The sequence below is a fragment of the Sporocytophaga sp. genome, assembly GCF_017745095.1.
GTDB lineage: Bacteria > Bacteroidota > Bacteroidia > Cytophagales > Cytophagaceae > Sporocytophaga.
On sequence record NZ_JAGHZZ010000005.1, the window covers coordinates 1 to 26431 of the forward strand.

Annotated in this window: 25 protein-coding genes and 2 rRNA genes; 19 read left to right on the top strand and 8 right to left on the bottom strand. The window is 34.4% G+C overall.

Annotated features, from left to right (window positions below):
- From J7604_RS08910 to J7604_RS08935, 6 genes are all read left to right on the top strand, one after another.
- Positions 1-139, top strand: a 23S ribosomal RNA gene (locus J7604_RS08910); the annotation flags it as partial.
- Positions 140-236: 97 nt separating this feature from the next.
- Positions 237-348: ribosomal RNA gene (gene rrf / locus J7604_RS08915) — 5S ribosomal RNA — on the top strand.
- Between the two features lie 213 nt (positions 349-561).
- Positions 562-2598: a BatA domain-containing protein gene (locus tag J7604_RS08920; protein WP_293894338.1), complete on the top strand. Its 2037-nt coding sequence runs from the start codon at positions 562-564 to the stop codon at positions 2596-2598.
- Between the two features lies 1 nt (position 2599).
- Positions 2600-3862, top strand: a complete 1263-nt coding sequence (locus J7604_RS08925) for a dihydroorotase family protein (RefSeq protein WP_293894340.1) — start codon at positions 2600-2602, stop codon at positions 3860-3862.
- Position 3863: 1 nt separating this feature from the next.
- The gene (locus J7604_RS08930) at positions 3864-4838 is read left to right on the top strand and encodes a glycosyltransferase family 2 protein (protein WP_293894342.1); all 975 of its coding nucleotides are present in this window, start codon (positions 3864-3866) and stop codon (positions 4836-4838) included.
- A complete protein-coding gene (locus J7604_RS08935) occupies positions 4835-5806 on the top strand; it encodes a glycosyltransferase (protein WP_293894344.1) in 972 nt (323 codons plus the stop codon). Before J7604_RS08930 ends, J7604_RS08935 begins: the two co-directional genes overlap by 4 nt.
- Before the next feature lie 2 nt (positions 5807-5808).
- Here the strand turns inward: J7604_RS08935 and J7604_RS08940 are convergent, their stop codons facing one another.
- Entirely contained in the window at positions 5809-6570 is a 762-nt protein-coding gene (locus J7604_RS08940) for a class I SAM-dependent methyltransferase (RefSeq protein WP_293894346.1), read from the bottom strand.
- A gap of 120 nt (positions 6571-6690) precedes the next feature.
- Between J7604_RS08940 and J7604_RS08945 the strand changes: the two genes are divergently transcribed.
- Both J7604_RS08945 and J7604_RS08950 read left to right on the top strand, forming a co-directional pair.
- On the top strand, positions 6691-7755 hold the full coding sequence (locus J7604_RS08945) for a glycosyltransferase family 4 protein (RefSeq protein ID WP_293894348.1): 1065 nt from the start codon (positions 6691-6693) through the stop codon (positions 7753-7755).
- A gap of 2 nt (positions 7756-7757) precedes the next feature.
- Entirely contained in the window at positions 7758-9971 is a 2214-nt protein-coding gene (locus J7604_RS08950; protein ID WP_293894350.1) for an amylo-alpha-1,6-glucosidase, read from the top strand.
- A 31-nt stretch (positions 9972-10002) separates the two neighbouring features.
- Here J7604_RS08950 and purB read toward each other — a convergent pair whose 3' ends face one another.
- Both purB and J7604_RS08960 read right to left on the bottom strand, forming a co-directional pair.
- Positions 10003-11358, bottom strand: coding sequence for an adenylosuccinate lyase (gene purB, locus J7604_RS08955; protein ID WP_293894353.1), 1356 nt, complete (start codon positions 11356-11358; stop codon positions 10003-10005).
- A 258-nt stretch (positions 11359-11616) separates the two neighbouring features.
- Complete coding sequence (locus J7604_RS08960; RefSeq protein WP_293894356.1) at positions 11617-12501, bottom strand: cation diffusion facilitator family transporter; 885 nt, start codon at positions 12499-12501, stop codon at positions 11617-11619.
- A gap of 147 nt (positions 12502-12648) precedes the next feature.
- Between J7604_RS08960 and J7604_RS08965 the strand changes: the two genes are divergently transcribed.
- The 3 genes from J7604_RS08965 to J7604_RS08975 all read left to right on the top strand — a co-directional run bounded on the left by J7604_RS08965 (position 12649) and on the right by J7604_RS08975 (position 14660).
- Positions 12649-13062 (top strand): response regulator, encoded by a 414-nt coding sequence (locus tag J7604_RS08965; RefSeq protein WP_293894359.1) that lies wholly within the window; start codon positions 12649-12651, stop codon positions 13060-13062.
- A gap of 106 nt (positions 13063-13168) precedes the next feature.
- Positions 13169-13654, top strand: coding sequence for a hypothetical protein (locus tag J7604_RS08970; RefSeq protein ID WP_293894362.1), 486 nt, complete (start codon positions 13169-13171; stop codon positions 13652-13654).
- A gap of 85 nt (positions 13655-13739) precedes the next feature.
- On the top strand, positions 13740-14660 hold the full coding sequence (locus J7604_RS08975) for a YihY/virulence factor BrkB family protein (RefSeq protein WP_293894366.1): 921 nt from the start codon (positions 13740-13742) through the stop codon (positions 14658-14660).
- Here the strand turns inward: J7604_RS08975 and J7604_RS08980 are convergent.
- Positions 14657-15427 (bottom strand): phosphatase PAP2 family protein, encoded by a 771-nt coding sequence (locus J7604_RS08980; RefSeq protein ID WP_293894369.1) that lies wholly within the window; start codon positions 15425-15427, stop codon positions 14657-14659. The two genes, J7604_RS08975 and J7604_RS08980, sit on opposite strands and share 4 nt — an antisense overlap.
- Before the next feature lie 117 nt (positions 15428-15544).
- Positions 15545-15991, bottom strand: a complete 447-nt coding sequence (locus J7604_RS08985; protein WP_293894372.1) for a DUF2383 domain-containing protein — start codon at positions 15989-15991, stop codon at positions 15545-15547.
- Between the two features lie 156 nt (positions 15992-16147).
- Between J7604_RS08985 and J7604_RS08990 the strand changes: the two genes are divergently transcribed.
- The 4 genes from J7604_RS08990 to J7604_RS09005 all read left to right on the top strand — a co-directional run bounded on the left by J7604_RS08990 (position 16148) and on the right by J7604_RS09005 (position 18942).
- Positions 16148-16549 (top strand): Hsp20 family protein, encoded by a 402-nt coding sequence (locus tag J7604_RS08990; protein ID WP_293894375.1) that lies wholly within the window; start codon positions 16148-16150, stop codon positions 16547-16549.
- Positions 16550-16734: 185 nt separating this feature from the next.
- A complete protein-coding gene (locus J7604_RS08995; RefSeq protein WP_293894378.1) occupies positions 16735-17253 on the top strand; it encodes an O-acetyl-ADP-ribose deacetylase in 519 nt (172 codons plus the stop codon).
- A complete protein-coding gene (locus tag J7604_RS09000; RefSeq protein WP_293894381.1) occupies positions 17250-17519 on the top strand; it encodes an acylphosphatase in 270 nt (89 codons plus the stop codon). The genes J7604_RS08995 and J7604_RS09000 overlap by 4 nt, the downstream gene beginning before the upstream one ends.
- 22 nt (positions 17520-17541) lie before the next feature.
- Positions 17542-18942 (top strand): deoxyribodipyrimidine photo-lyase, encoded by a 1401-nt coding sequence (locus J7604_RS09005; protein WP_293894384.1) that lies wholly within the window; start codon positions 17542-17544, stop codon positions 18940-18942.
- Positions 18943-18945: 3 nt separating this feature from the next.
- Here J7604_RS09005 and J7604_RS09010 read toward each other — a convergent pair whose 3' ends face one another.
- Positions 18946-19476 (bottom strand): DUF4468 domain-containing protein, encoded by a 531-nt coding sequence (locus J7604_RS09010; protein ID WP_293894387.1) that lies wholly within the window; start codon positions 19474-19476, stop codon positions 18946-18948.
- A gap of 201 nt (positions 19477-19677) precedes the next feature.
- Here J7604_RS09010 and J7604_RS09015 point away from each other — a divergent pair, with 201 nt between their 5' ends.
- From J7604_RS09015 to J7604_RS09025, 3 genes are read left to right on the top strand one after another with little or no spacing between them, the layout of a single operon-like run.
- Complete coding sequence (locus J7604_RS09015) at positions 19678-20475, top strand: M48 family metallopeptidase (protein ID WP_028978629.1); 798 nt, start codon at positions 19678-19680, stop codon at positions 20473-20475.
- A gap of 39 nt (positions 20476-20514) precedes the next feature.
- The gene (locus J7604_RS09020; protein WP_293894393.1) at positions 20515-21384 is read left to right on the top strand and encodes a hypothetical protein; all 870 of its coding nucleotides are present in this window, start codon (positions 20515-20517) and stop codon (positions 21382-21384) included.
- A gap of 21 nt (positions 21385-21405) precedes the next feature.
- Positions 21406-22149, top strand: coding sequence for an MBL fold metallo-hydrolase (locus J7604_RS09025; RefSeq protein WP_293894395.1), 744 nt, complete (start codon positions 21406-21408; stop codon positions 22147-22149).
- A 9-nt stretch (positions 22150-22158) separates the two neighbouring features.
- On the opposite strand, the gene J7604_RS09030 is transcribed toward J7604_RS09025, so the two are convergent.
- Together J7604_RS09030 and J7604_RS09035 are read right to left on the bottom strand one after the other, a co-directional pair.
- The gene (locus J7604_RS09030; protein WP_293894398.1) at positions 22159-23076 is read right to left on the bottom strand and encodes a cation diffusion facilitator family transporter; all 918 of its coding nucleotides are present in this window, start codon (positions 23074-23076) and stop codon (positions 22159-22161) included.
- A 69-nt stretch (positions 23077-23145) separates the two neighbouring features.
- The gene (locus J7604_RS09035) at positions 23146-25539 is read right to left on the bottom strand and encodes an MMPL family transporter (RefSeq protein WP_293894401.1); all 2394 of its coding nucleotides are present in this window, start codon (positions 25537-25539) and stop codon (positions 23146-23148) included.
- Between the two features lie 499 nt (positions 25540-26038).
- On the opposite strand from J7604_RS09035, the gene J7604_RS09040 reads away from it, so the two are divergent.
- Positions 26039-26326: an HU family DNA-binding protein gene (locus J7604_RS09040; protein WP_028978625.1), complete on the top strand. Its 288-nt coding sequence runs from the start codon at positions 26039-26041 to the stop codon at positions 26324-26326.
- Positions 26327-26431 lie beyond the last annotated feature (105 nt).

The following is a 26431-nucleotide window of genomic DNA, read 5'->3' on the forward strand; positions in this document are numbered from 1 at the left end:
AAGCATCTAAGTGCGAAACTCACCTCAAGATGAGGCTTCTTTATAAGGGTCGTCATAGACGATGACGTTGATAGGTTGCAGGTGTAAAGACAGTAATGTCCTAAGCTGAGCAATACTAATTACCCGTAGACTTTCCGTTAGCGCTGTGTGTTATAGTATATATCTTTTTCTCAGATGTTGTCATGACCTTAAACAAAAGGTTTAAGAGTCAAAAAAATAAAAGCATTTAAAACCTTAATGGTGATTATAGCGCGGGTGTTCACCTCTTCCCATTCCGAACAGAGAAGTTAAGCCCCGTGGCGCTGATGGTACTAGGATAACACCCGGGAGAGTAGGTAGTCGCCAACCTTATTATTATAAAGCTCTGAAGACAGTTCAGAGCTTTTTTTATTTATATGGTTCGGCATATTTTAATCAACAGAAACAAATGCTTATTTTTATATTTAATTTTTTAGTGTTATCGTTTTAGATTTAATTCACATTTGCTCCTATTCATTTAGTCAAATTGAAAATTTAATTTTTATATTACAGTCCTGAAACCAGATTTCTTGTTTTGAATTAATGAATTTTCTATATCCTTCTTTTTTGTTTGCATTATCGGCTATATTAATTCCGGTAATTATTCATCTCTTTAATTTCCAACGTCCAGTTAAGGTGTTGTTTACCAATGTTTCCTTTCTGGAGGTAGTTAAGGAATCAACATCAACTCGATTTAGATTAAAACAAATATTAATCCTACTCAGCAGAATATTATTTATTTTGTTTCTGGTTTTGGCTTTTGCTCAGCCAATAATTCAAGGGAATGGCATTGGGGCTAAATCAAAAAATAATGTAGGGGTATATCTGGATAATTCATATAGCATGGAAAATGAATTAGAGGATGGAAAAGCTCTCGATGTGGTAACAAAATCATTGTTATCTCTAGTAGATCTTAATCCGGCATCCACAAACTATGCACTTTTGACCAATAATTTTGAGGGAAAAGATTTATTTAAAAGAAACAAAGGCCGGTTTAGCGAAAGACTGTCTGAAATAAAGTTTTCCAATGAATATAGGAGTGCTGAGGAGGTTAATAATAGATTTAGAAATCTGGGTGATTTAGAGAGTAAGTTTATTAATCACTATTATTGGTTTTCTGATTTTCAAAAATCAACCATGGGATCCTTAGAAAACTTGGTATTAGATTCTTTATCTGAATATTATTGGATTCCAGTTCAAAATAAAGAAGTGTCTAATGTTTTCATTGATTCAGTTTGGTTGGGAACTCCTTATGTAAAAGTTAATCAAAATAATGAAATAAATGTAAAGCTTAATTATCAAGGATACGAAGATAATAAAGAAGTAAATTTGAAACTAAGTATTGATGGTATTCAAGTTAGTTCTGCTGTAACACAAGTTGGCAATGGAATTTCTTTAGTCGTGAAAATACCTTTTAACATAACTGGAAATACAGTTAAAAAATGTATTCTTACTATCGATGATAGTCCTATTTCTTTTGATAATCAATATTTCTTCACAATTAATCCTAGCCCAAAGGTTAATGTTTTATTAGTGGATGATGGGAATAATACCTATTTGAGAAATTTATTTAATAACGAAGATATTTTTGTTGTTACATCAACTACATCAGGTAATCTTGATTATTCTTCTATACCAGTTTCCAATTTAGTAGTAATTAATGCTGTTAAAAGTATTCCAGCTTCTCTTTCTGAATCCATTGCTGAATATGTTAAGAAAGGTGGGGATCTTATATATGTCCCTGCAAGCAATACCGATATAAATAACTTAAATGGATTTTTAAAAAGCTTAAATATATCTCAGGTTGATTCGTATGCTTCAGATACTTTAGGTGATAAGGGGCTTTATACTTTAGTGCCTCCAGACTTTAACAATCCTTTCTTTAAAAATATATTTGAGAAAAGGGATCAAAATATTTCAATGCCATATGCTTTTCCAATTTTATATTCCCCAAATCAATCTAATGGATTATTAAAATTTAAGAATGGAAGATCGTTTTTGTCAGAATTTACTTCAGGAAAAGGCAAGTTATTTTTCTTTGCAGCCCCATTCAATTCTGGTTATACTAACTTTCCAAGGCATGCATTATTTGTTCCAGTTTTATATAAAATCGGATTTGATAGTTTTTCTTCGTATGAAAAGTTAGGATACAGTTTTCAGGATAAAAACTTTACGATAGAATTAAATGATACTCGTGGTGAAAATATTTTTACAATAGAAGGTAATGGGGTTAAGTTTATTCCAGATCAAAGAATTTTGGGAAAGCAGCTTATTGTTGAAATACCTGACAAGGAAATGGGACCTGGATTTTATTCTCTTGTAAACAAGCAAGGAAATCTTGAAAGGATTATTCCTCTAAATTTTGGCAAGAAAGAATCCATTATGGATTTTTATTCTATAGATGAGTTGAAAAAAGTTCAGGCGACACATCCTAATGTTAAAATTCTTCCTCTTGAAAATACTGATTCTTTTCTCAAAGATTTTAAAAATGAAGAGCAGGGAAGGCCTCTTTGGAAATATTGTTTAATTTTGTGCCTGTTGTTTTTACTCACGGAAATTTTATTGATTCGTTTCTTTTAAAATGAAAATTCTCTTAAAATCTGCTGAAATAATAGATAAAAATTCACCTTATCATTTTCAGAAAAAGAATATAATTATTGTTGATGGTAAAATTGAAAAGATTGGAGATTTTGATGAGACAGCTGATATTGTACTGGAAAGCCCCGATTTAAAAGTTTCACCAGGATGGTTTGATTTAAGGGCGTCTATAAAAGATCCTGGAAGCGAACATAAAGAAGATATTCATTCTGCTACCAAAGCTGCTGCTTCGGGTGGATTTACCGGTATGGTTTGTATGCCGAATACTAAGCCGGTTTTACAAACTAAAGATTTGGTTGAATATATTTCTAACAGGTCTGCAAATAAAATAACTTCTGTTTACCCTGTAGCTGCTGTAACTATTGACAATAAGGGTGAAGAGATTACAGAAATGATTGATTTGCATAAAGCTGGAGCAATAGCTTTTTCTGATGGGAATAAACCTATCTGGCATTCAGATGTGTTATTAAAAACACTTCAATATCTTCAGTCATTTGATGGTTTATTGCTTGTTCATGCTGAGGATAAATATGTTTCAATGTATGGTCAGATGAATGAAGGCTTAACCAGTACGCTGCTGGGATTGAAGGGGCTTCCCAAATTGGCTGAAGAGATAATTGTTGAAAGAGACCTTAGAATATTAAGATATACAGGAGGTAAGATTCATTTTTCTCACGTTAGTAGTCCTCGGTCATTTGAACTTATTAAAGAAGCTAAAGCTGAAGGTTTGAATGTTACTTGTGATATTACAGCATACAATCTCGCTTTAGATGATACTTTATTAGCTTCATTTGATACTAATTTAAAAGTGAACCCACCATTGAGATCTAAGGAAGATGTTGACGCTTTCTGGAGTTATTTAAAAAATGGAATTATTGACGCTATTGTATCAGATCATAATCCTCAGGATGAAGAGAGTAAGAATTTAGAATTTGACCTTGCTGAGTTTGGAATGATTGGATTAGAATCGGTGTTTTCCATTGTAAATACAATTAAAAGAGATATTCCTCTTGAAACTCTCCTTGATAAAATAGCCTATGCACCGCGCAGAATTCTTGGTATATCTCAGCCTGTTATAAAGGAGGGCGAACTTGCTGAAATTACCATTTTTGATTCTGAAAGAGAATGGGAGTTTACAAAAGATGACATTAAATCAAAATCTAAAAATACTCCATTTGTTGGTTGGAAATTCAAAGGGAAACCCTTGGCAGTAATTAACAAAGGAATGTATTTTATTAATAACTAAGATGGCTTCTCTAAGACCAGATATATCTGTTGTAGTGCCTTTGCTGAATGAGGCAGAATCATTACCCGAACTTACTAAATGGATAAGTAGAGTAATGGATACGAATAATTTTAAGTATGAAGTTATTCTTGTGGATGATGGCAGTACAGATGAATCGTGGGATGTCATTGAAAAATTAAATAAAGAGAATCCTTATATTAAGGGGATAAGATTTAGTCGTAACTATGGTAAAAGTGCAGCTTTGAACCAGGGATTCCATAATGCCTCAGGTGAAGTTGTAATTACAATGGATGCAGATTTACAGGATAGTCCGGATGAGATCCCTGAATTGTATGATATGATCAAAAAACAGGGTTTTGATCTAGTTTCCGGTTGGAAAAAGAAAAGATTTGACCCGATTTCTAAAACAATCCCTACTAAGTTATTTAATGGTGTAACCAGTAGTATATCAGGAATTAAGCTTCATGATTTTAACTGTGGTTTGAAAGCCTATAAGTACCAGGTGATTAAAAATGTTGAAATATATGGGGAAATGCATCGCTATATTCCTGTAATAGCTAAAAGAAACGGTTTTGGAAAAATCGGGGAAAAGGTGGTTCAGCATCAGGCAAGGAAATATGGAACCACTAAATTTGGTCTGGAACGGTTCTTATATGGTTTCCTTGATTTGTTATCAATAACCTTTGTAACTAAATTCAAAAAAAGACCAATGCATTTTTTTGGCTCTTTAGGCACTTTGTCTTTTATCTTCGGTTTTTTTACTACTTTTTATTTGCTTGCAGATAAGATATATAATCTATCTATGGGGATTAAAGGGAGAGATGTGGTCAATAATACCTGGTTCTACTTGGCATTAGTAGCTATAATTATTGGTGTACAACTATTTTTGGCAGGTTTTATCGGAGAAATCCTAACAATGAACTCTCATAAAAAGACTGATTATATAGTTCTTGATAAAGTCGGAGATATTGCATGAGAAGGTATTCTGTAGTTATTCCAATCTACAACCGTCCTGATGAAATTAAAGAGCTTTTGGAAAGTCTTACCAAACAGACTTACAAGAATTTTGATGTTGTTATTGTTGAGGATGGATCTTCAATAAAATGTGAGGGTATAGTTAATTCTTTTAAATCGCAACTTGAAGTAGCGTATTATTATAAAGAAAATACCGGGCAGGGCTTTTCCAGAAACTATGGATATGAAAGAGCCAAAGGAGATTACTTTGTAGTTTTTGATTCCGACTGCATTATCCCTGCAAACTATTTTGAAGAGCTAGAAAAAGCTTTAAATGAGAATTATCTGGATGCATTTGGAGGTCCGGATAAAAGTCATCCTTCATTTACAGATATTCAAAAAGCAATTAGCTACTCTATGACTTCTCTATTTACTACAGGGGGGATAAGAGGGAATAAAAAAAGCGTTGGAGTTTTCCATCCAAGAAGTTTTAATATGGGGATATCAAGGCAGGTATTTGAGAAAACCCGAGGATATATTATTACCAGGATGGGAGAGGACATTGAATTTAGCATAAGAATATTAAATAGTGGATTCAAATCTGGCCTTATAGAGAATGCTTTCGTTTATCATAAAAGGAGGACTAACTTTTCACATTTCTTTAAGCAGTTACATTTTTTTGGAAGGGCGAGAATAAATATTTACAGATTTTTTCCTTCGGAGTTAAAGCCAATTCATTTTATGCCAGCAGTGTTTACCTTGTTCTGCGCATTTACAATACTTTTTGCAATTTTTAGAAATAACTTATTCTATTTATGCTCCGGAATATTGCTTTTATATTCAGTGCTGATTCTGATAGATGCAACTATAAAAAACAGAAGTTTAAAAATTGGTTTTCTTAGTGTTGCCGCTGTATATACACAGCTTACGGGCTATGGGATCGGCTTTTTAACAGAACTTAAAAGAGAGTTGATTAAAGAGAAGAAATAATCTTACTTTTTACATAGATAAATAATTTCTTCTTTGGGCAAAGCATATCTCTCTACAATTTTAGGATCAAGTTGCATTACGAAGTCATCCTCAATAACTGTAAATCCTCCCTGCTCAAGTCGTTTTTTGTAATCTCTTCCATAAACGCGTACGTGATCATTTTGTCCGAATATTTTTTCTCTGTCAGCAGGATCAGTTATAGAAAAATCTTCAAAAGTAGTTTCGCGGGATAAGTCAAGAGGAGATTGGATGATAGCCCATCCACCTGGCTTCAATACCCTGTAAATTTCACTCATTGCTTTAATATCACTATCAACGTGTTCCATTACGTGATTACAGAAAGCCACATCAAAGGTATTGGCTTCAAATGGAATTTGGTGTATATCCATTTTAACCTTAGCCAAAGGAGATTCGAGATCGGCGGTGATATAATCAAGGTTCTTAAGTGCTTCAAAACGATGAATAAAACAGTGTTCCGGAGCTATATGCAACACTTTTAACTTAGCGGTAAAGAAATTGGTTTTATTCTTCAGATATAACCACATCAAACGATGTCTTTCAAGAGAAAGGCTGTCAGGCGCCAAAGCATTAGGTCTTGGAATTCTCCCATATGGTAGGAATTTTCTATATGTTTTCCCTGATATTGGACATTCTACATTATTACCTGCATAAAATAGAGCAATAATTTTAAGTGCCAGCGGACTAAATATCTGTAGATATTTTCTGGGAATTTTTCTGATGACCAGACTTATTAACTTTTTCATTTAAATGCCAAATTACCATTCCAAAGATAGCTGATATTTTGCCCTTTATCCTAAGAAAAATAAAAAGAAAAACTTTCGATATTAGCCTTGGTTAATCTAATAGTATTATGATAAAGAACTATGAGGATAGCACAAGTGAGTCCGCTTTTTGAAAGCGTGCCACCCAAATTATATGGAGGGACTGAAAGAATTGTTTCTTATCTGACAGAGGAATTAGTAAATCAGGGACATGAAGTAACTTTATTTGCTTCAGGAGACTCTGAAACTAAAGCTAAACTGATTGCACCCTGTAACAAAGCTTTAAGATTGGATAGTGAGAGTATGGACCCGCTTGCCCACCATTTTACTTTAATGGAAATGGTGCAAAGGGAAGTTGATAATTTTGATATAATACATTTTCATATTGATTACCTTCATTTTCCGCTATCAAGAAGAATGCTTACGCCGCATATCAGCACTTTGCATGGAAGGCTTGATATGACTGATCTTATTCCATTATACAAGGAATATAAAGAAATTCCGGTAGTGTCAATTTCTGATTTTCAAAGAAAGCCACTTCCAGAGGCTAACTGGATAGAAACCGTATATCATGGGCTTCCTTCAAACCTTTATAAGGGGAGTAACAAAGAAGGTAAATATTTGGCATTCTTAGGTAGATTTTCTCCTGAAAAGAGGCCTGAAAGGGCTATACAACTAGCCATTGATGCAGGTATTCCTATTAAGCTTGCAGCCAAAGTTGATACTAAAGATCATGAGTATTTTGAAACAGTTATTAAACCAATGCTCAATCATCCTTTGGTAGACTATATTGGAGAAGTCAGTGAAAAAGAAAAACAGGAATTCCTTGAAAATGCAATTGCTCTGGTTTTTCTGATAGACTGGCCTGAACCATTTGGTCTGGTTATGATAGAATCAATTGCCTGTGGTACTCCCGTAATTGCCTGGAGAAACGGAAGTGTTCCTGAAGTTATAGAAGACGGTGTGTCCGGAAGAATTGTAGAAAGTATGGAAGAAGCCCTTTGTAGTATTGAGGAGGTAAAAAAACTTGATCGAAATAAAGTGCGTGCTTGTTTCGATAAGAGATTTTCAGCAGAAAGAATGACTAGGGATTATGTAGAGGTTTATGATCAGCTGATCAAAACTAAAAGTATGTCCAATATTAATTTTGTTTATAAAAATGTTTAGGCATGGGAAGTTATATCAAGTATAAAAATCAATATTTTATCCTTGCCTCCTCCTCTCTTGCCGATGACAGGATTATGGTGCTCAAGCATGAAGATATGTTTGGGGTTTTTGATCGATATGGCGATGTCTTTCCGATTGGTCATGGTGCACAAGGATTGTTTTGTGAAGGAACAAGATTTTTAAGCAAACTGGAAATGCTCATCGAAGGACACAGACCTTTGCTTCTGAGTTCCAGTTTAAGGGAGGAAAATGAGTTGATGACAATAGACCTTACCAATTCTGACTATTTGAATAAAAATGGTTCTATCGCTGAAAAAGGTTCGTTGCATATTCACAGATCAAAGTTTGTATACAATAATGTTTGCTATGAAAAAATAAGACTATGCAATTTTGGAATGGAGCCCTTGACCTTCAATCTATCCTTGAGCTTTGAATCTGACTTTAAAGATATTTTTGAAGTCAGAGGTTTATCAAGAAAGAAGACGGGACGAAAGGCAACTCCTAAATATCTGCAAGATCAGATTATTCTCGGCTACAAAGGTCTTGATAATGTTCCCAGAAAAACAAGAATCAAATTTGAAAAAGCTCCTGATTCTGTCGAAAATAAAAAAGCTGCTTATAAAATTCAATTAGCGCCTAAGGCATGTGATTACATTTCTTTTGCAGTAGCTTGTGAAATCGGAAAAAAAGAAACGCAAATTCTGAAATATGAAGATGCATGTAATCAGGTTATTAAAACGCTTGAGAAATTTAAACAGGAGTCATGTGAGTTGTTGACCTCTAATGAGCAGTTCAATGAGTGGTTGCACAGATCAAAATCTGATTTGATCACTATGGTATCGAATACGGAATACGGCATATATCCTTATGCAGGTATTCCCTGGTACAGCACACCTTTTGGAAGGGATGGAATTATAACTGCCTGGCAATGCTTATGGTTAAATCCTGAAATAACTAAAGGGGTATTGAAGTATCTAGCAGCAACACAGGCCGAGATTGAAAATGGTTTTCAGGATGCAGAGCCTGGTAAAATTTTTCATGAGAAAAGAGGGGGAGAAATGGCGGAACTTGGTGAAATTCCATTTAAGCTCTACTATGGTACTATAGATGCAACACCACTCTTTGTCGCGCTGGCTGGAGCTTATCTTCAAAGAACAAACGATCTTGAAACACTTCGACATATCTGGCCCAATATTGAAGCGGCATTGAAATGGATTGACAATTTCGGAGATATAGACGGTGATGGATTTGTTGAATATCAGAAAAAATCTGAAACCGGTCTTAACAACCAGGGATGGAAAGATTCTCATGATTCTATATTTTACTCTAACGGAAAACTGGCAAAAGGTCCTATAGCTTTATGTGAAGTACAGGGTTATGTATATGACGCCAAGATGAGTGCAAGTTTGATAGCGCGAGAACTTGGGATGGAGGAAAAGGCAGATGAACTTAATCTTCAGGCCAATGAACTAAAGGAAAAGTTTGCAAGTGCCTTTTGGTCTGAAGAGAAAAAGTGCTATTACATTGCACTAGATGGACAAAAGAACCCCTGTGATGTTGTATCAAGCAATGCAGGCCATTGCTTGTTTTCAGGAATAGCCAAAAAAGAGCATGCAGAGCAGTTAGCTTGCACACTTCTTAATGAAAAAATGTTTTCGGGTTGGGGTATAAGAACTATTGCTACAGATGAAATTAGATATAATCCTATGTCATATCACAACGGATCAATCTGGCCTCATGACAATTCATTGATTGCCTATGGATTGTATAAGTATGGTAATTATGAAGAAGTACATAAGGTACTTAAGGGGATGTTTGATGTAACTACCTTTGTGGACTTGCAAAGGTTACCTGAATTGTTCTGTGGTTTTGAAAAAAGAAAAAATGAGGGGCCTACCGCATATCCTGTAGCTTGCTCTCCACAGGCTTGGGCTGTTACTTCAGTTTATTTTCTACTACAGGCATCTTTGGGAATTGAAATCAATGCAAAGGAGAATACAATTAACTTTGTAAATCCAACATTACCGTCATTTATAAATGAACTTACGATCACAAATCTGAAGGTGAATGACTCGAAAGTGGTTATTCAGATTAGACGAAATTTAAATAATGAAATTGATGTCTATCCGCTTCACAAAGATGGTGATGTAAAGATTAAAAAAGTAGAGAATGAAAATTTTCTTATCAAGAAAAATAAACTGGTAGAAGCAGGGTAATTTATTCTGCTTCCACCAGCAATATTGAATTTTAATATTCAAACTTAACCCCTGTGTATGTATAAGGGGTGAGAGCTTTTAACTCGGCCTTCACAGTAGCAGAAACATTAAGTGTTTCAATAAATGCTTCGAAGATTTCTCGAGTTATTTTCTTGTTTTGTCTGGTCAAATCTTTTAAAGCTTCATAAGGTTTTGGATATCCAACTCTTCTTAAAATCGTTTGAATTCCTTCCGCAATAACAACCCAGTTATTTTCAAGATCCCTATCTATCGCAGCTTTATTTAGCTCAATTTTTTCAAGTCCTTTTAATAAAGATTTAATAGCTATATACATATGAGCAATAGGTACTCCAACATTTCTAAGTACTGTAGAGTCAGTTAAGTCTCTTTGCAATCTTGATATGGGAAGTTTAGAGGATAAATGTTCAAATATAGCATTTGCAATACCAAGGTTACCTTCTGAATTTTCGAAGTCTATTGGGTTTACTTTATGTGGCATTGCGGATGAGCCAATTTCTCCTTCTTTTATTTTCTGTTTAAAGTATTCCATTGAAATGTATTGCCACATATCTCTGTCAAGATCTATCAGAATCGTATTGATTCTTTTCAAATTATCAAACAGGGCAGCGAGGTTGTCGTAATGCTCTATCTGAGTAGTAAACTGACTTCTGTGTAATCCTAGCTGAGTATTCAGGAATTCATTAGCGAATTGTATCCAGTCTATTTCCGGATATGCAGAAAAATGAGCATTAAAATTTCCTGTTGCGCCTCCGAACTTTGCAGAATATGGGACATTCTTTAATAACTCAAGTTGGTTGTTAACTCTTTCAACAAATACCATCAATTCTTTCCCGAGAGTAGTTGGAGAAGCAGGCTGACCATGTGTTTTGGCAAGCATTGCAATTCCTTTCCATTCTTTTGCAATTCCTATTAATGAATTTTGGAGAAGATAGATCAGTGGTAATATTTCTTCCTGAACGGAATCTTTTAACAGCATTGGAATCGCTGTATTATTAATATCCTGAGAAGTTAATCCGAAGTGAATGAATTCGCTGTATTGAGAAATATTTAAGCTATCAAAAGCAGCTTTTATGAAATATTCAACAGCTTTGACATCGTGGTTGGTTTTCTTTTCTATTTCCTTAATTTCCTGAGCTTGCTTTTCGTTAAAATTTAAATAAATATTTCTTAAAGAAGGGTACAGGCTTTTGCTAAAGGATTCAAGGCCGGGAAGGGGCAATTCTGCCAGTGCAATAAAATATTCTATTTCAACTTGAATTCTGTATTTGATTAAGCCAAATTCTGAATAATAAGGAGCAAGATTTTTAACTTGATTTCTGTATCTGCCATCAATAGGCGAGATCGCTGTCAATGCGTTTAATTCCATTTTTTCAAAATAAACAGCAAAGATAAAAATAATACGCTTTTATCCCGAAAAAATAAATTTTAAAATCAATATTCTGATTAATAGTTATTTGTAGTGATTTGGAAGTTCAGATTTGCTTCAGAATTTCTAAGTTACTTTGAAGCACAATAAGCCAATGGCTTATCCCACCAATACCCTCTATAAGGCCGGCATCCCTCTATGCCGGCTTTTTTTTAGTTATTAAGTAGTAAGTGATAAGTTGTAAGAACTTAAAACTTATTAATCCGCAGGTTCAATATGTATAAGCACATCCTTAACCTTGGGAAGGTCTTTTAGTAATTGATTTTTAACATCATGTGCGAGCTTATGGCCTTCTTTAACAGAAATGTCGCCATTAACCATTACATGAAGGTCTACATAGAAATCGAATCCCATTTTTCTTACCAGGCATTTATCAAGCTCAACTACTCCTGGTACTTTTCTGGCAATGTCCTTTACTTGTTGGGCTATAGAAGGGTCGGGGGCCACATCCATCAGTTCATCCAATGCGGATTTCATTATTGACCATGCATTATATATGACTAAACCTGAAGCCACCAGTGCTGCCCAGTCATCAGCACTTTCATACCCCTCTCCTCCAATGAGGGCGATTGTGATGCCAATAAATGCTGCTAGAGAAGATAAAGCATCACTCCTGTGATGCCAGGCTTCTGCTTTCATTGCCGAGCTTTGATGAGCTTCTCCGGCCTTATTGACAAATCTGAACAGAATTTCTTTTACGAATATGATAGCACCCAATAAAATTAATGTAAAAGAAGCAGGGGCCTTATGAGGAGTACGAATATTGTATATACTTTCTGTAATTATAAATATAGCAGCTGCGAAAAGTAAGAAAGTAAGAATAATGGATGCAATTGGTTCAGCCTTTCCATGGCCATAGGGATGGTTTTCATCACGTTCTTTAACAGAAACTTTTAATCCTATGAAAAGAATAATAGAACTGATTACATCAGAAAAAGACTCAATAGAATCAGCAATAAGTGCAAAAGAATTACCAAATATACCTGTTAGCAGTTTTAGTATGCCCAGAAATAGATTTGAAAAGAGACTTCCAATGATGATTTTTTGACCCGGAACAGAAGTTTTTTTTGAGACTTCGATCATTCTATGTATTTTTCTTTAAAATTACAAAACGTGTGTAAAGGTAATCAATAACTGTTCTTGCCGCGGAACTTTTATTTTGCCTTAATCAATAAAGTTTTCAAACCTTTTAACCACAAAACAATTATCTATACTACTTTTTAAAATTGTATGAAAAAAATTAATTGCATATTACTAATCGATGACGATGAGATTAGCAATTTCATAAATGAAACTTTATTGAAAAGAATGGGAGTAGCGAGCGAAATTAAAGTGGTAAAAAATGGCATCGATGGATTAAAATATATCACAATATTTGACGAAAAGGGCATCTGTCCTGAACTTATTTTATTAGATCTCAATATGCCAGTCATTGATGGATATGAGTTCCTTGAATCTTTTGACAAGCTAATTTTTGAAAATAAGAATAATGTAAAAATAGTTGTTCTTTCTTCATCGAATAACCCGAGGGACGAAGAGCGATTAAAAAAGGAGTTTGGCATAACTAATTATTTTGTCAAGCCCCTTACAGAAGAAAAGGTCCTTAGTATATTAAACTTAAAACCAGCCACTTCATCCAAATAAGTACTTCTGAATAAATCCCAAAATAAAGGTTTGCCTGATCTGAAACATAATGAGACAAAAATTGCTTATTTATATAATCAGATGTTCCATTAAAAACATTAAAGTTATGGCTAGACCTAGTTTAAGATTAATCGAAGCCCTTAGGACTGCAGCAAAACAGATTGGAAATAAAACCAATTATAACTGGAAAGATATTGGATCATGCAACTGTGGCAATTTGGCGCAGATTCTCACAGGGTTAGATAAAAAGCAAATCACGAAGTTTGGCATAAAGAAGCACGGTGACTGGGACATGCTATCTCGTTTATTCAGAAAAGAAAGTGGTTATGAAATTGATGAAGTCATAGCTGTAATGCTTGATGCTGGTCTGATTCTGGATGATTTTGCAAATCTGGAAAATCTTACAGACAGAAGGATATTGATGAGAATGGGAGAGAATGTTTATCTTAAAAGAGACAAGAGAGAGGATGTAATTTTATATCTTAACACCTGGGCTTCTATATTGGAAGAAGAGCTTCTAAAAGAGATTAATATTAAGGACGCGGAAAGCGTTTTATCCGAAGAGGAAAAAGAGAAAGTATTGACAGAGTAGGAAATCTTCCTACTCTTTTTTCTTTTTAATAAGTCATTTTTGTGGTAGTTTTTTTTTAATTTTCTTGCCTTTTAAAAATTCCCTAATGAAGTTTAAAAAAGTTGCCAAAGATATATTCTATCTTTTTTCTCAAACCTATAAAGAATGGATAAAGGATGATCCTTTTGAAATGAGTGCATCCGTTGCTTATTATGCTATTCTTTCATTACCTGCATTATTACTTATAGTTATCAATACAGCAGGAATTATTTTTGGGAAAGATGCAGTGGAAGGTAAAATTGCCCTTGAAGTAGGCAAAGTGCTTGGATACGAGGCTGGAAGTATAATTCAGGGAATAGTTGCCAATGCAAGTTTAAAAGCGAGTTCAAGATTTACAGCTTTTGTTGGTTTGGGTACATTGATTTTTGGAGCTACAGGAGTTTTTATAGCACTTCAGAAATCAATTAATAAAGTTTGGGAAGTAAGGGTTAATCCTAAAAGTGGAATATTAAAATACATCATGAGTAGGGTTACTTCTTTCGCTATCATTATTTTTATCGGAGTGCTGATTTTAGCTTTTATATTGATTACTACAGCTCTCAATGCATTTAGTACCTGGCTCAATCAACATTTACCCTATCATATAGTTTCCTGGTTTTTTGTTATAAATTTCCTGGTATCATTCGGTATCATTACTTTATTGTTTGCTATCATCTATAAATATTTACCGGACGTAAAGATAGCCTGGGGAAGTGTATGGTTCGGTGCTGCGTTAACTTCGTTCCTATTTGTTATTGGAAAGCTTGCCATGGGATTTTATTTTGTACATATGAACCCAGCATCTGCTTATGGTGCTGCCGGATCTTTGATATTAATTATGATCTGGGTTTCGTATTCTTCACTTATCCTATTTTTCGGTGCTGAATTCACTCATGTATATGCAAAAAAATACGGATACTCCATCAAGTATTCCAAATATGCAATGAAGATGGAGGACTTCTATAAGGAGAAATACAGTAAATCCTAAAATGTAAGCTGATAAGATACTCCCATAGCACCATTATAGTATGTCGGTATTAGGCATTGGGTTTTTCTTCCCCACCTGTTTCTATGGGTAAGGTAAGCAATTTGGGCTGAAAGAATTCCAAATCCGGCACCTGCAAGCACATCGGACATCCAATGTTTATTGTTGGCCATTCGGAAAAATCCTACTGCTGTTGCTATAGTATAAGCACCTACTCCATACCATTGACTTTTGTATCTGAATTCTTTATGCACAATAGTTGCCGCAGCAAAGGCCTGGGCTGTGTGACCAGAAGGAAATGATTTCCAATCTGAACTATCTGGCCTTTGAATATGAGTGATGTTTTTTAGAGGAAATGTGATTGCAGTCATGATCAACTCTGTCTTTACAATTAGTATTGCGGTATTGATAAAATCGTTCTGACATCTGATTTTTAAAAGGTTCAATACTACAAGTTCAGCGTAAGGTGCAAAAATAAGATAATCATCAACTCTTGTTCGAAAAGAAGGAAAGAGCTTTTGTATATCATTCCTTGCATCATAACTGCTATAGAATCCATGATTCTGAATGGTGGAAACCCCAAGACCTATGAGAACTGTAGGTGCAATAGCGGCTTTAAATACTCTTGATTTATACCATTTCTTATTCTGATGGTCTTTTATTTCATTTATTTTAGTAATCTCCGGGTTTATGCTATCGTTTGTCTGACAAATTCCGGGTTGTAGCTGAATTGCGAAAATAAAAATCAATAAAAAGTTCAATTGTTTCATCGACGGTCCTCCAAATTATTGACTAATTAATTTAAAGAACTTTTATATTAAAAAAATGTTAAAACGGCATTTGTTCAATTACTTTTAAAAAAACATCAATCAAATGTTTAAGATGATTTAAACATCTGAATATTCCTTTCCAAGCAAGATCAACTCTTTATAGTTTTTTTCGATTTGTAAATATTGGCCATATATCAGATTCTTCAGGTCTGACGGAAGATTTAAGGCCAGTATTTGTTGATATCCTTTCAATGTATTTTTTTCAACTTTAACAGCCTCCAGCAATATGGTATTCAAACTGGTGCCAGCGATATTGTCTTTTAGCTTTATCCAGAATCTTTTGGAATCTCCTAAGAAGCTTGTTCCTGCTTCTTCTGGAGTTTCATCAGAATATTTTAAAAGGTCATTCTGAAGAGCTTTACTCTGATTGCAATTTTGGTTTGATATACTTTGAAATGCCTTATTTTCTGTCATTCCAATTAGTTCCTTAAAAAAGAATAATCGATCATTGAGAGTTCTTATTAAAGAATTAACTCCTGAAACCAGCTCAAACGTTTCTTTCATAGCTATATATATGTATTTGAAAAAACAGTTTAAAAATCATCTTTGTTCTACTTGAAATTACTTCTTAAATTCTATAAGATATCAAAGGAATGATTGTAGATAATGATATTTATTTATAAGAATTATTGTTGTAATAAAAAGAAGAGAGGACAGACTATGAATCTTTTGGAAAACAGAGAACTACTAAGGGGGTTGTTAAAGCAGACAGATTACCTTAATACTGCAAATGGAGGAACTAGCATGACATCTTTTGAATTCAGCAAGACTGATTTTAATTTTGTTATTACCATTAAGTCTCCTTCTGTGTCTGCAGAAGCATTCCATATTATGCTTGATTTTAATCAATTGACAGTGTATACAGTGCTGGAAGGGTTCGATGATTATGAAGATGAAGACCTGGTGAAGATACCTTTGTTTATAAGGACTTTTGAGGTTCCTTCATTTGTTGACATCGAAAATATTGAAGCTGTTTATGAAAATGAAGAATTAAACATTCTTCTTCCATTCAAATCACCCCAGGAAAACGCGCATAGAATGATTGACATAAAGTTCAGATAAAATGAGGCTGGGAGTTGACCAGCCTCATTTTTATTACGATCATGTTTTATTTAAGGAACTTTTTGATTTCTGTATTCATCAATTATAATTTTTAATTAAGTGTTTTAAATTCAAAACAAATCCTTCTTCATTCTTTTCTTAAATATATTTACATGAATAATAATGCTTATCTTATTATTGTTTTTATGATAAAAGAAAAGATTGAAATTGTAAAAGGAGATATTACTCAAATACAAGTCGATGCAATTGTAAATGCAGCTAATTCTTCACTACTGGGTGGAGGAGGTGTAGATGGTGCTATTCACAGGGCAGCTGGAAAAGAGTTGCTGCATGAATGCAGGTTACTTCATGGTTGCAAAACCGGTGAGGCTAAGATTACTAAAGGATATAATTTGCCTTCAAAGTATGTCATTCACACTGTAGGGCCGGTTTGGAATGGAGGAACACATAATGAATCTACCTTACTCAAAAAATGCTATATTAATTCTCTAGCTTTAGCAGTTAAGAATAATTGTAATTCGATAGCCTTTCCTGCTATAAGTACAGGTATTTACAGATATCCATTTGAAGAAGCAACTGCAATAGCAATTGAGACAACAACTGAATTTCTGAAGCAAAACAATTTGGCGGAAAAAGTTATTTTTGTTTGTTTCAGTGAGGAAATGTTTAATATATACAAGAAAACTCTTGAAGAAATCTTATGAAAAACTTAAGGATATTAATATCAGGGAAAGTTCAGGGTGTTTTTTTCAGAGCTTCAGCCAGATCAGAGGCTAAAGCTCAAAACCTAGTAGGATTTGCTAAAAACCTTCCGGATGGAGATGTATTAATAGAAGCAATGGGAGAGGAAGAAAATCTGGAAAAGTTTTTGAAATGGTGTAATCATGGGCCAATGATGGCACATGTAGCATCAGTTAAAACAGAAGAAATTCCACTTGGCGATTCTACATCTTTTGATATTAATTATTAGTTATGTCTTTTAGGTATTTTTAGTGAAAAAGATAAAAGTAGAAAAGGAAAGAGTAAAACTTTTGAATGATAAACCTATATCGGAAAAGGGGAAGTATGTGCTTTACTGGATGCAACAATCTCAAAGGGTTGATTATAATCATGCCCTTGAATATGCGGCCTTGAAGGCGAATGAATTAGAGCTCCCGTTATTAGTGGTTTTCGGTTTAATGGACGATTATCCTGAAGCTAACCTTCGTCATTATCGTTTCATGCTTGAAGGACTTAGAGATACAGCAAATCTATTATCGAAAAGAAATATAAACTTTATTCTGAAAAAAGGTACTCCACCTGAAATAGCAAAAGAGTTTGCTGATGATGCTGCTATAGTTTTCTGTGATATGGGGTATCTGAGGCATCAGAGGTTATGGAGGAAACAACTATCAGAAACAGTTTCTTGCAGGGTAGTTCAGGTTGAATCTGATACTGTTGTTCCGGTTGAAATAGCAAGCACAAAAGCTGAATATGCCGCCAGGACTATTCGTAGAAAAATATGGCTCCATGCTGATATTTTTATAGTGCCTTTGGAAGAAGTGAAATTAAAACATTCTTCTCTAAATTTAAATTTCAAAAATACTTTATCATTGAATAGTATTGATGCTTTGATGGCCTCATTGAAGCTTGATGCTAGTGTTGGCAAAGTTGATCAGTTTTTTAAAGGAGGGCCAACAGAAGCAAAAAAGAGACTGGCTCATTTTATTGCCAAGAAACTTGCTTTATATGTAGAAAACAGAAATCAACCTTATACAGATGATATTTCGCATATGAGCATGTATCTGCATTTTGGGCAGATCAGTCCTGTTGAGATATTGTTAGCAATCAAAAAACATAAATCAGGAAAGGAAAATGCAGACTCGTATATTGAAGAGTTACTTGTAAGACGAGAGCTATCCATCAATTTTGTTTATTACACTTCCGATTATGATCGCTACAGTTTTCTTCCGGATTGGGCTAAGAATACTTTGGAGAAACACAAGGCAGATGAACGTCCTCACCGGTATACTTTAAAACAATTAGAAGCGTCAAAAACTCATGATCCTTATTGGAATGCTTCTATGGATGAAATGAAGATTACAGGCTTCATGCATAATTATATGAGAATGTATTGGGGGAAAAAGATATTGGAATGGTCAGATACTCCAGAGAAAGCGTATAAAAATTTAATTTACCTTAATAATAAATATTTCCTGGATGGACGAGATCCGGCTTCTTATGCAAATATCGGGTGGATATTTGGATTACATGACAGGCCTTGGGGGGAGCGACCGATATATGGCACTGTAAGAACTATGGTAGCTTCAGGGCTGGAGAGAAAAACAAATCCCAAGGCTTATATTGAAAAAGTAAATTTGCTGAAGGAGAAAGTACAAAAAAAAGAGGACTGATTTCTACCAGTCCTCTTCGTTTTTCTTTTGTCCTGTGATCATGTAGGACTTTAAATTTTCTATAGTTTTGTTAACCTCAGCGTTTACTTTGTTTACGAAATCACCTTTGCTCTGAGACCTCATTTTTGCATAAAAAGCTTCCAGAGTCTGGGCCGTTTTAGCTCCGTTTTTGCTGTCATAGATCATGAAATCTGTGATAGTATATTTATACTTACCAGGTTTCTGATAGATACTGATGTTATAAGTTAACACGTAATCGGTTTTATATTTAAAATCATACGTGATTAAAACATTGAAAGTACCTTCTTTACTGATTTTTCCTGTTTCCTTGTTGTCAAAATCCAGACTTGTACTGTTGTAAAATTTTCCCATCCATTCTTTAGATCTTTCATAGATCAGTTCTTTTGTCAGAGTGTCTATGTTCACGGTTTCCTGGAAAGTGAATTTTTTTGTCTCAGGATCTGTCGGAAAAGATTGGGCAAAAGTCACAGCTGGCAATAAAGCCAGTAGGAATAATAAAATTTTTGTCCTCATGCTTAATCGATTTGGTTAAAGATTAATTCTGATGCAAATGTATAAGAATTAGTGAAAGTTAAAAACGATCTTGAAAAAATGCAATAGAACATTTGTTGCGAGCATGTAAAATTTATTGAAAAAGTGAGTTTAAATCCTTGTCTACTATTGGTAAATTTGTTTACACATTATTATAAAGACCGAGTTATTAAACTATTTTTTATGAAAACGAAAATATTATTAAGCTCCCTATTAAGCCTTTCTTTGCTGCAGTGTCAAAAAGTACCGGTAACAGGTAGAAGACAACTGGATTTTATACCTGCTTCAGAAATGCAGTCCATGAGCTATACCAATTATAAAGAATTTTTAGGAGGTCATCAATTGTCTTCCAACGCTGAAAAGGCTGCCATGGTAAAGAGGGTTGGTGAAAATATTAAGAGAGGGGTAGAGCAATACATGGCTCAGAACAATCTGACTTCAAGGCTTAAAGGGTTTCAATGGGAGTTTAACCTGGTTGAAGATCCTACTGTTAATGCTTGGTGTATGCCTGGGGGAAAGGTTGTGGTTTATACAGGGATACTTCCTGTTGTGCAGGATGAAACCGGCTTGGCTGTAGTTCTAGGGCATGAAATTGCACATGCTATCGCAGAGCATGGTTCAGAAAGAATGAGTCAGGAATTGATCACTCAGATGGGAGGAACAGCAATGAATATTGCATTGGCGAGCAAGCCTGCTGAAACAAAAGCGCTTTTTAATACAGTCTACAATACTGGTAGTCAGGTAGGAGTATTACTGCCATACAGTCGTTTGCATGAATCAGAAGCAGATCATTTGGGATTGATATTCATGGCAATGGCTGGTTATGATCCATCTAAAGCTGTAGAATTCTGGCAGAGAATGAAAGCCCAGGGCGGCGCTAAGCCTCCACAAATTCTGTCAACGCATCCATCAGATGAACAAAGGATTCAGAAAATACAAAAAGAGCTTCCTGAAGCTATGAAGTATTACAAGAAAGGTTAAACGGGAAATCAGGAAGAGTATACATTTTAAAATTATATTATGAGAGTTTATTTATTAGTAGGAATTTTATTTTTTCATCTGAGTGTATTTGGGCAGGAAAGTGCAAATAATAAAAGTATCAGAGTTAAAGAAAAAAAGAGTGTTTACGTAAGTGTCTTAGCTGGATATGGATTCGGAATAGGAACAGGCCAAAACTTTCAGACTCAGCAAACATCTTCAAAAAGTGTCGTGTCAGCGAAAGCTCATTCTTTTGGGAAGGGATTTAATTTATCATTCGTGACTGGAATTATGATTACCCAAAACATAGGGACAGAATTAAATCTAGGATATCATTTTGGCGGAAGCAATAAGAAGCAACATATTTGGATTAATGATACAGCTTCTGCTCAGAGGGTTGAGGAAAATTATGAGTTTAGAGCCAATTATGGAATCATTAATCCCAATCTTGTAATTGCTCCTGGTAATTCAAAAACAGTGGTACCATATGTAAAACTGGGACCATCATTTTTATTTGGAAAAACCAAAACTTTGTATGAAGCTAAAGTTAGATTTTTAAATGGAGCTAAAGGAACAGAAAATGCAGAATGGGAATATACTGGTGGATTTGGTTTAGGATTTAGTACAGCGGGAGGTATAAAATTTAAGACTCCAAATGATAAAGTTTTTTTTGTTATAGAAGCATCATATAATTCTCTAAGTTTTGGCGTCAAAAAGGGTAAAATGATCAGTGATACTTATCAGAATATGTATAGGAATCGACCACTTACAACCTCAGAGAAAGAAGTAGTATTTGTTGATGAAATAGATGAAAAAGCCGCTCAGAATCCTAATAAACCAATGCAAAAGCTGAAATACAAAGCAAATGCGGATAATATAACTCTAAGTCTGGGCTGGTATTTTATACTTTAATTTTTCAAGGTAATATTAAAAATGACCGCTATAAGTTTAACAGTCATCGGCAGTGGTGACGCCTTCTGCAGTGATGGAAGATTTAATTCGTGTTACTATCTGGAGTGGGGTGATAAAAAAATATTGCTAGATTGTGGCCCCACTTCCCTTGCTGCTATAAGAAAGTGCAGCCTTGATCCAATGGCTGTAGATATTATTGTGATTTCACATCTCCACGGTGATCATATAGCAGGAATACCTTTTCTAATTCTGGAAGCGGATAAAGCAGATAAAAGAAAAAAGCCATTAACAATTATTACACCTCCTGACGGCGAAAGAAGGATTAAAGAAGTTTCTGCACTCCTATATCCGGATGCAATGGCAATGTATCAGAACCTTGATATTCGTTTTGTTCAATATTCACAAGGTGAAGATATCGAAATAGAAGGCTTTAAAATGAAATTTTTTAAGGTAAGCCATAATCCTTTGGTGAATCCTCATGGGTTCAGAATTGAAAAGGATTCTAAAACACTTGGATATTCCGGAGATACAGGATGGACAGATGTTCTATATCAGATTGCAGACAATGCTGACCTATTTATCTGTGAATGTAATTTTTATGAGAGAGAAACTTTAACTCACCTAAATTATAAGAAAATAGTATCAGAGCAGCAGAATCTTAAAGCTAAACGCATGCTTTTAACTCACTTTGGAAAAGAAAGCCTGGCTCGTTATTCAGAGATTAAGGGAGAAAAAGCAGAAGAAGGAAAGTGTATCTTATTTTAGGTAATAAAATCAACAATTTTCAAGATTACATTTTTCATCAGCTGTTTCAAATTCAATGGTGGCATGTTCAATTCCATAGTTTGCCAGCCTTAACTTGATTGATTCTTTTATTTGGGCGAGTTCGGATATCGTTTTCTCAGGAGCTACGATAAGATGAACTGTAAGAATAACATAAGTTTCATTCAGTCCCCATACGTGGAGATCATGAACATTTTTAATTTCATTAAAGCTTAGCAGAATTTCATTTATTTCTTCCACCTTCTTATCATCAGGAACTGCCTGAAGCAATATTCTGAGAGTTCCTTTCAGATTTCTGAAGGCATTGAATAAAATATATCCTGAAATTCCGATTGATAAAATGGGATCCAGAACAGGAATCTTCCAGAATTGCAAAACTATACTTCCAATCAGGACAGCTATCCATCCCATTATGTCTTCGATGAAGTGGAGCCTCATTACGCGCTCGTTCATGCTATCACCTTTGCTGAGTTTTAAGAAGGCAATACCGTTGAAGACAACTCCAAGAATAGCAAGGATAAGCATGCCTTCAGCATTTACTTCTTCAGGATTAAAAATGCGTTCCGCAGCTTTATAAATAATAAATGCTGAACTAACCAGAAGAATGGTTGCATTTATTAAGGCTGCTAGTAGTGAAAATCTCTTATATCCAAAAGAAAATGATGGTGTTCTTTTTTTCTTAGAAAGGTTTTCAAAATACCATGAAAGACCTAGAGAGAATGAATCTCCGAAGTCATGTACAGCGTCTGATATAATAGCAATACTATTGGTATAAATGCCACCTGCAAGTTCGATAAATGTAAAAAGCAGATTGATGAAAAAAGCCATTCTTAAGCCACCTTCAGAATCGTGGTGGTGGTGATCATGACCGTGATGATGATGGTGATGGCCGTGTGAATGTTTGTGCATGGAAGAAAAAGGAGGTTCTCTGTATAATAACAAAGAGCCGGAATTTCCGGCTCTTGTATAACTTAATTTTTAAACTGCTTGTTTGGTTTCTTCATCATTTTCAGCCTTCTTCTGAAGGCGCTTAGCTCTTAAGTTTTTTATGATCTTAAAGCCTTTCATTTCTTTCTTCTGATTCGAACTCACAAATGTTATAAGCAAGGCCGGAAGTAGAATAAGGTTGGTGATCATTGCAAAGAATAAGGTTAATGAAGTAAGAACCCCAAGAGCAATAGTTCCGCCAAACTGAGAGAATGAGAAAATTACAAATCCTCCGAAAAGTACCATGGAAGTATAGATCATACTTACACCTGTTTCTTCAAGACTTTTAATTACAGCAGCAAATACATTTCCATTCAGGTTTTTCAACTCCTGCTTAAACTTGCTCAGATAGTGGATGGTACTGTCAATTGATATACCGAAGGCGATACTGAATATCAATGCAGTACTAGGTTTCAGGGCTATATGGAAGATTCCCATAATACCTGCAGTAATGACCATCGGAACGATATTAGGGATCAATGAAATAATGATCATTCTGATATCGGTAAAGATAAATGCCATCATCAGAGAAATCAGAATAAAGGCAAGAATCAAACTATCCTTCAAGTCATTGATAAGGTATTCGTTTCCCTTAAGGAAAAGAAGTGTTGTACCTGTGATATGTGTCTTAAAGTGTTTATCTGCGAATATTTCATCAGCTTTCTTCTGAATATTATCTTTAATCAGAATATTCATATTGGTAGTACCGATATCTGCCACTTTACAGGTAAAACGTACATATTGTCCTGTAGAGTCAACAAATGATTTTAATGTATTTTCCTGAGATTTTTTTCCAAGGTATTTAGTGATAAAAGGAGCCTCCCTGTTTGTCGGTAATCTGTATTGCTCAGGATCTCCGTTATAGAAAGCTTGAACCGCTCCTTTTACTACGTTAAGGATTGAAAGGGGAGGAGATACATATTCCTGTTCTTTCAGGTACGTTTCCAACTCTTCCAGTTTCTTAAGGTTTGAGATACTCTTAATTCCATTTTTCTTACCTAGATCTACTACAATTTCCAAAGGCATCACACCTTTGAAGTTTTGCTCAAAAAATCCAAGGTCAGATTTTACATGGCTATTTTCAGGCAGGTCATCAACCATGTATGAAACAGCCTTTATTTTATATATCCCCCAGACAGAAACGGCAAGTACAATGACTGTTCCAATATAGATCCATTTTCTTTTGTTCATTACCAATCCTTCAAGGAAAGTATTGATCTGTCTGAATAATTTGAAGTCAAGATGTTTAAGTTGCTTTTTGCTTGGTTCCGGAAGGAAAAGCAATAAAGATGGTATTACAATCAATGTTATGATAAATGTAGCCACGCTGACAATCCCCGCAACCATACCGAATTCTCTGATGATTGAAATATCAGTGAATAGAAGTACGAAGAAACCTACAGCTGTATTTATGTTGGTCATAAAAGTCAGGAAGCCAACTTTTTCAATGATCCTGCTGATTGCTTTAATTTTATTACCATGTTTACGGAACTCCTGATGGTATTTATTAAACATATAAATACAGTTAGGAATACTGATAATAATTATCAGGGCCGGCAACATTCCCGTGAGCAGGGTTATTTTATATCCCAGGACAACAATGAATCCGAGTGTCCAGAGCACAGTAATCATAATTACAAGGAATGTAAAGAATACTGCAAAGAAAGAACGGAAGAAAATAAAGAGGAAAATACAAGTCACGAGTACAGCAAGTCCCAGGAACAGGTTTAATTCATCTTTAACCTTACTTACCATAATTGCCCTTACATAAGGCAAACCGGCATAATGCATTTTTATACTTGATTCCTGAGAAAACTTTTCTGTCAGGTTAAGGATATTGTTAGCAACGACTGTTCTTTTGGCAGAATTCAGAAAATCTTTGTCAATGGTAACTGCCAGAAGGGTAGCACCTGTTTTCTTATTAAAAATCAGATTTTCATAAACTTTGACACCTTCAGCAGTTTTCAGCAAAGAGTCAAGCTCTGCTTGGCTATTCACTTCTTTAGTGAAGACAGGAGAAATGGCAAATTTTTTATTTACTGTATCTTTCTGAAAATTCATTAGCTCTGGCAAAGCAATGACTCCCGTAACTCCTTCTACTTTAGCAAGATCTTTGGCAAGTTGCTGGTATTTGGCAAATGTTTTATATTCATAGAGGTTATCGTTTTTTAATCCGATAGCCAAAATGTTTCCATCTTCCCCAAATGTCTTTTGAAATTCCTTGAAATAAATAAGATCCGGATCTTCGTCAGGAACTACTTTAATAAAATCGTAGGTGATTTCAATCTTTTTTGCCTGGTATCCCATAAATGCAGTGAACAGCACTGTAATAAGGAGAAGCCAAACCCTACTTTTAATAATAAGAGATGAAAGTTTAGACCACATAAAGTTTACAAAGCCTTTTAGGCTTGGTTAAATAAATGAAATATGACTGAAAAAGATTCAGTTTATTATAGTTTTTTTATTAATTCAGAATTTAATGAGGCTGAATATGGAGTTTGCACAAGTACCAAAATTTAATCCATCGATTAACATTCGCGCGCCAAAATTAAATCCATTAAATGAAAAAAATAAGGGGAAAATTAAAATAATACCTTCAAGAAAGTAAATTTACTGGTTATCAATAATTTGTAAGTAATTTTATTTTTTTATACATAAAAATATATTTGTTTGAACATTTATTTTTATATTTATTAAATTGATATGTAACAGTTTATGTAAAATGACGTTTTATAATAAACTGATAAAAAAAAGTGTTTAGGAGATTCAGAGTTTTGGGCGTCATATTCAGTAAATATGGCAAAAAACTTACTTCTGTTTCGTTATTTGCACTATATTTTATTGTTTTACGTAATAATTCAAGCAGAAAAAATTCAATATTAATATGACTAAAGCAGAAATCATTTCAGGAATTGCTGACAAAACAGGACAGGATAAAGCAGAAGTTACTCAGGTTGTAGAAACTTTATTCACTGTTATCAAAGATTCAATGGCAAAAGGTAACGAAATCTCCTTCAGAGGATTTGGTAACTTTATCATTAAGAAAAAAGCTAAAAAAATCGGTAGAAATATATCTAAAAACACTGCAGTGGTTATTGATGAGCACTATGCTCCAAAATTTAAGCCTTCTGCTGAGTTTATTGATCTTATTAAAGCAAGCAAAAAAGCTTAATTCCTGATTAAAAAATAATTTTAAAATCAGAGCAAATTTCATATTTGCTCTGATTTTTTATTTTAAGAAATACTCATTCTAAATCCTTCAAATGAAGGAGTATGA

Excerpts from the sequence above, each read along its gene's own strand:
- J7604_RS08920 (WP_293894338.1), top strand. The coding sequence starts at position 562 with ATGAATTTTCTATATCCTTCTTTTTTGTTTGCATTATCGGCTATATTA.
- J7604_RS08925 (WP_293894340.1), top strand. The coding sequence starts at position 2,600 with ATGAAAATTCTCTTAAAATCTGCTGAAATAATAGATAAAAATTCACCT.
- J7604_RS08930 (WP_293894342.1), top strand. The coding sequence starts at position 3,864 with ATGGCTTCTCTAAGACCAGATATATCTGTTGTAGTGCCTTTGCTGAAT.
- J7604_RS08935 (WP_293894344.1), top strand. The coding sequence starts at position 4,835 with ATGAGAAGGTATTCTGTAGTTATTCCAATCTACAACCGTCCTGATGAA.
- J7604_RS08940 (WP_293894346.1), bottom strand. The coding sequence starts at position 6,570 with ATGAAAAAGTTAATAAGTCTGGTCATCAGAAAAATTCCCAGAAAATAT.
- J7604_RS08945 (WP_293894348.1), top strand. The coding sequence starts at position 6,691 with ATGAGGATAGCACAAGTGAGTCCGCTTTTTGAAAGCGTGCCACCCAAA.
- J7604_RS08950 (WP_293894350.1), top strand. The coding sequence starts at position 7,758 with ATGGGAAGTTATATCAAGTATAAAAATCAATATTTTATCCTTGCCTCC.
- purB (WP_293894353.1), bottom strand. The coding sequence starts at position 11,358 with ATGGAATTAAACGCATTGACAGCGATCTCGCCTATTGATGGCAGATAC.
- J7604_RS08960 (WP_293894356.1), bottom strand. The coding sequence starts at position 12,501 with ATGATCGAAGTCTCAAAAAAAACTTCTGTTCCGGGTCAAAAAATCATC.
- J7604_RS08965 (WP_293894359.1), top strand. The coding sequence starts at position 12,649 with ATGAAAAAAATTAATTGCATATTACTAATCGATGACGATGAGATTAGC.
- J7604_RS08970 (WP_293894362.1), top strand. The coding sequence starts at position 13,169 with ATGGCTAGACCTAGTTTAAGATTAATCGAAGCCCTTAGGACTGCAGCA.
- J7604_RS08975 (WP_293894366.1), top strand. The coding sequence starts at position 13,740 with ATGAAGTTTAAAAAAGTTGCCAAAGATATATTCTATCTTTTTTCTCAA.
- J7604_RS08980 (WP_293894369.1), bottom strand. The coding sequence starts at position 15,427 with ATGAAACAATTGAACTTTTTATTGATTTTTATTTTCGCAATTCAGCTA.
- J7604_RS08985 (WP_293894372.1), bottom strand. The coding sequence starts at position 15,991 with ATGAAAGAAACGTTTGAGCTGGTTTCAGGAGTTAATTCTTTAATAAGA.
- J7604_RS08990 (WP_293894375.1), top strand. The coding sequence starts at position 16,148 with ATGAATCTTTTGGAAAACAGAGAACTACTAAGGGGGTTGTTAAAGCAG.
- J7604_RS08995 (WP_293894378.1), top strand. The coding sequence starts at position 16,735 with ATGATAAAAGAAAAGATTGAAATTGTAAAAGGAGATATTACTCAAATA.
- J7604_RS09000 (WP_293894381.1), top strand. The coding sequence starts at position 17,250 with ATGAAAAACTTAAGGATATTAATATCAGGGAAAGTTCAGGGTGTTTTT.
- J7604_RS09010 (WP_293894387.1), bottom strand. The coding sequence starts at position 19,476 with ATGAGGACAAAAATTTTATTATTCCTACTGGCTTTATTGCCAGCTGTG.
- J7604_RS09015 (WP_028978629.1), top strand. The coding sequence starts at position 19,678 with ATGAAAACGAAAATATTATTAAGCTCCCTATTAAGCCTTTCTTTGCTG.
- J7604_RS09020 (WP_293894393.1), top strand. The coding sequence starts at position 20,515 with ATGAGAGTTTATTTATTAGTAGGAATTTTATTTTTTCATCTGAGTGTA.
- J7604_RS09025 (WP_293894395.1), top strand. The coding sequence starts at position 21,406 with ATGACCGCTATAAGTTTAACAGTCATCGGCAGTGGTGACGCCTTCTGC.
- J7604_RS09030 (WP_293894398.1), bottom strand. The coding sequence starts at position 23,076 with ATGCACAAACATTCACACGGCCATCACCATCATCATCACGGTCATGAT.
- J7604_RS09035 (WP_293894401.1), bottom strand. The coding sequence starts at position 25,539 with ATGTGGTCTAAACTTTCATCTCTTATTATTAAAAGTAGGGTTTGGCTT.
- J7604_RS09040 (WP_028978625.1), top strand. The coding sequence starts at position 26,039 with ATGACTAAAGCAGAAATCATTTCAGGAATTGCTGACAAAACAGGACAG.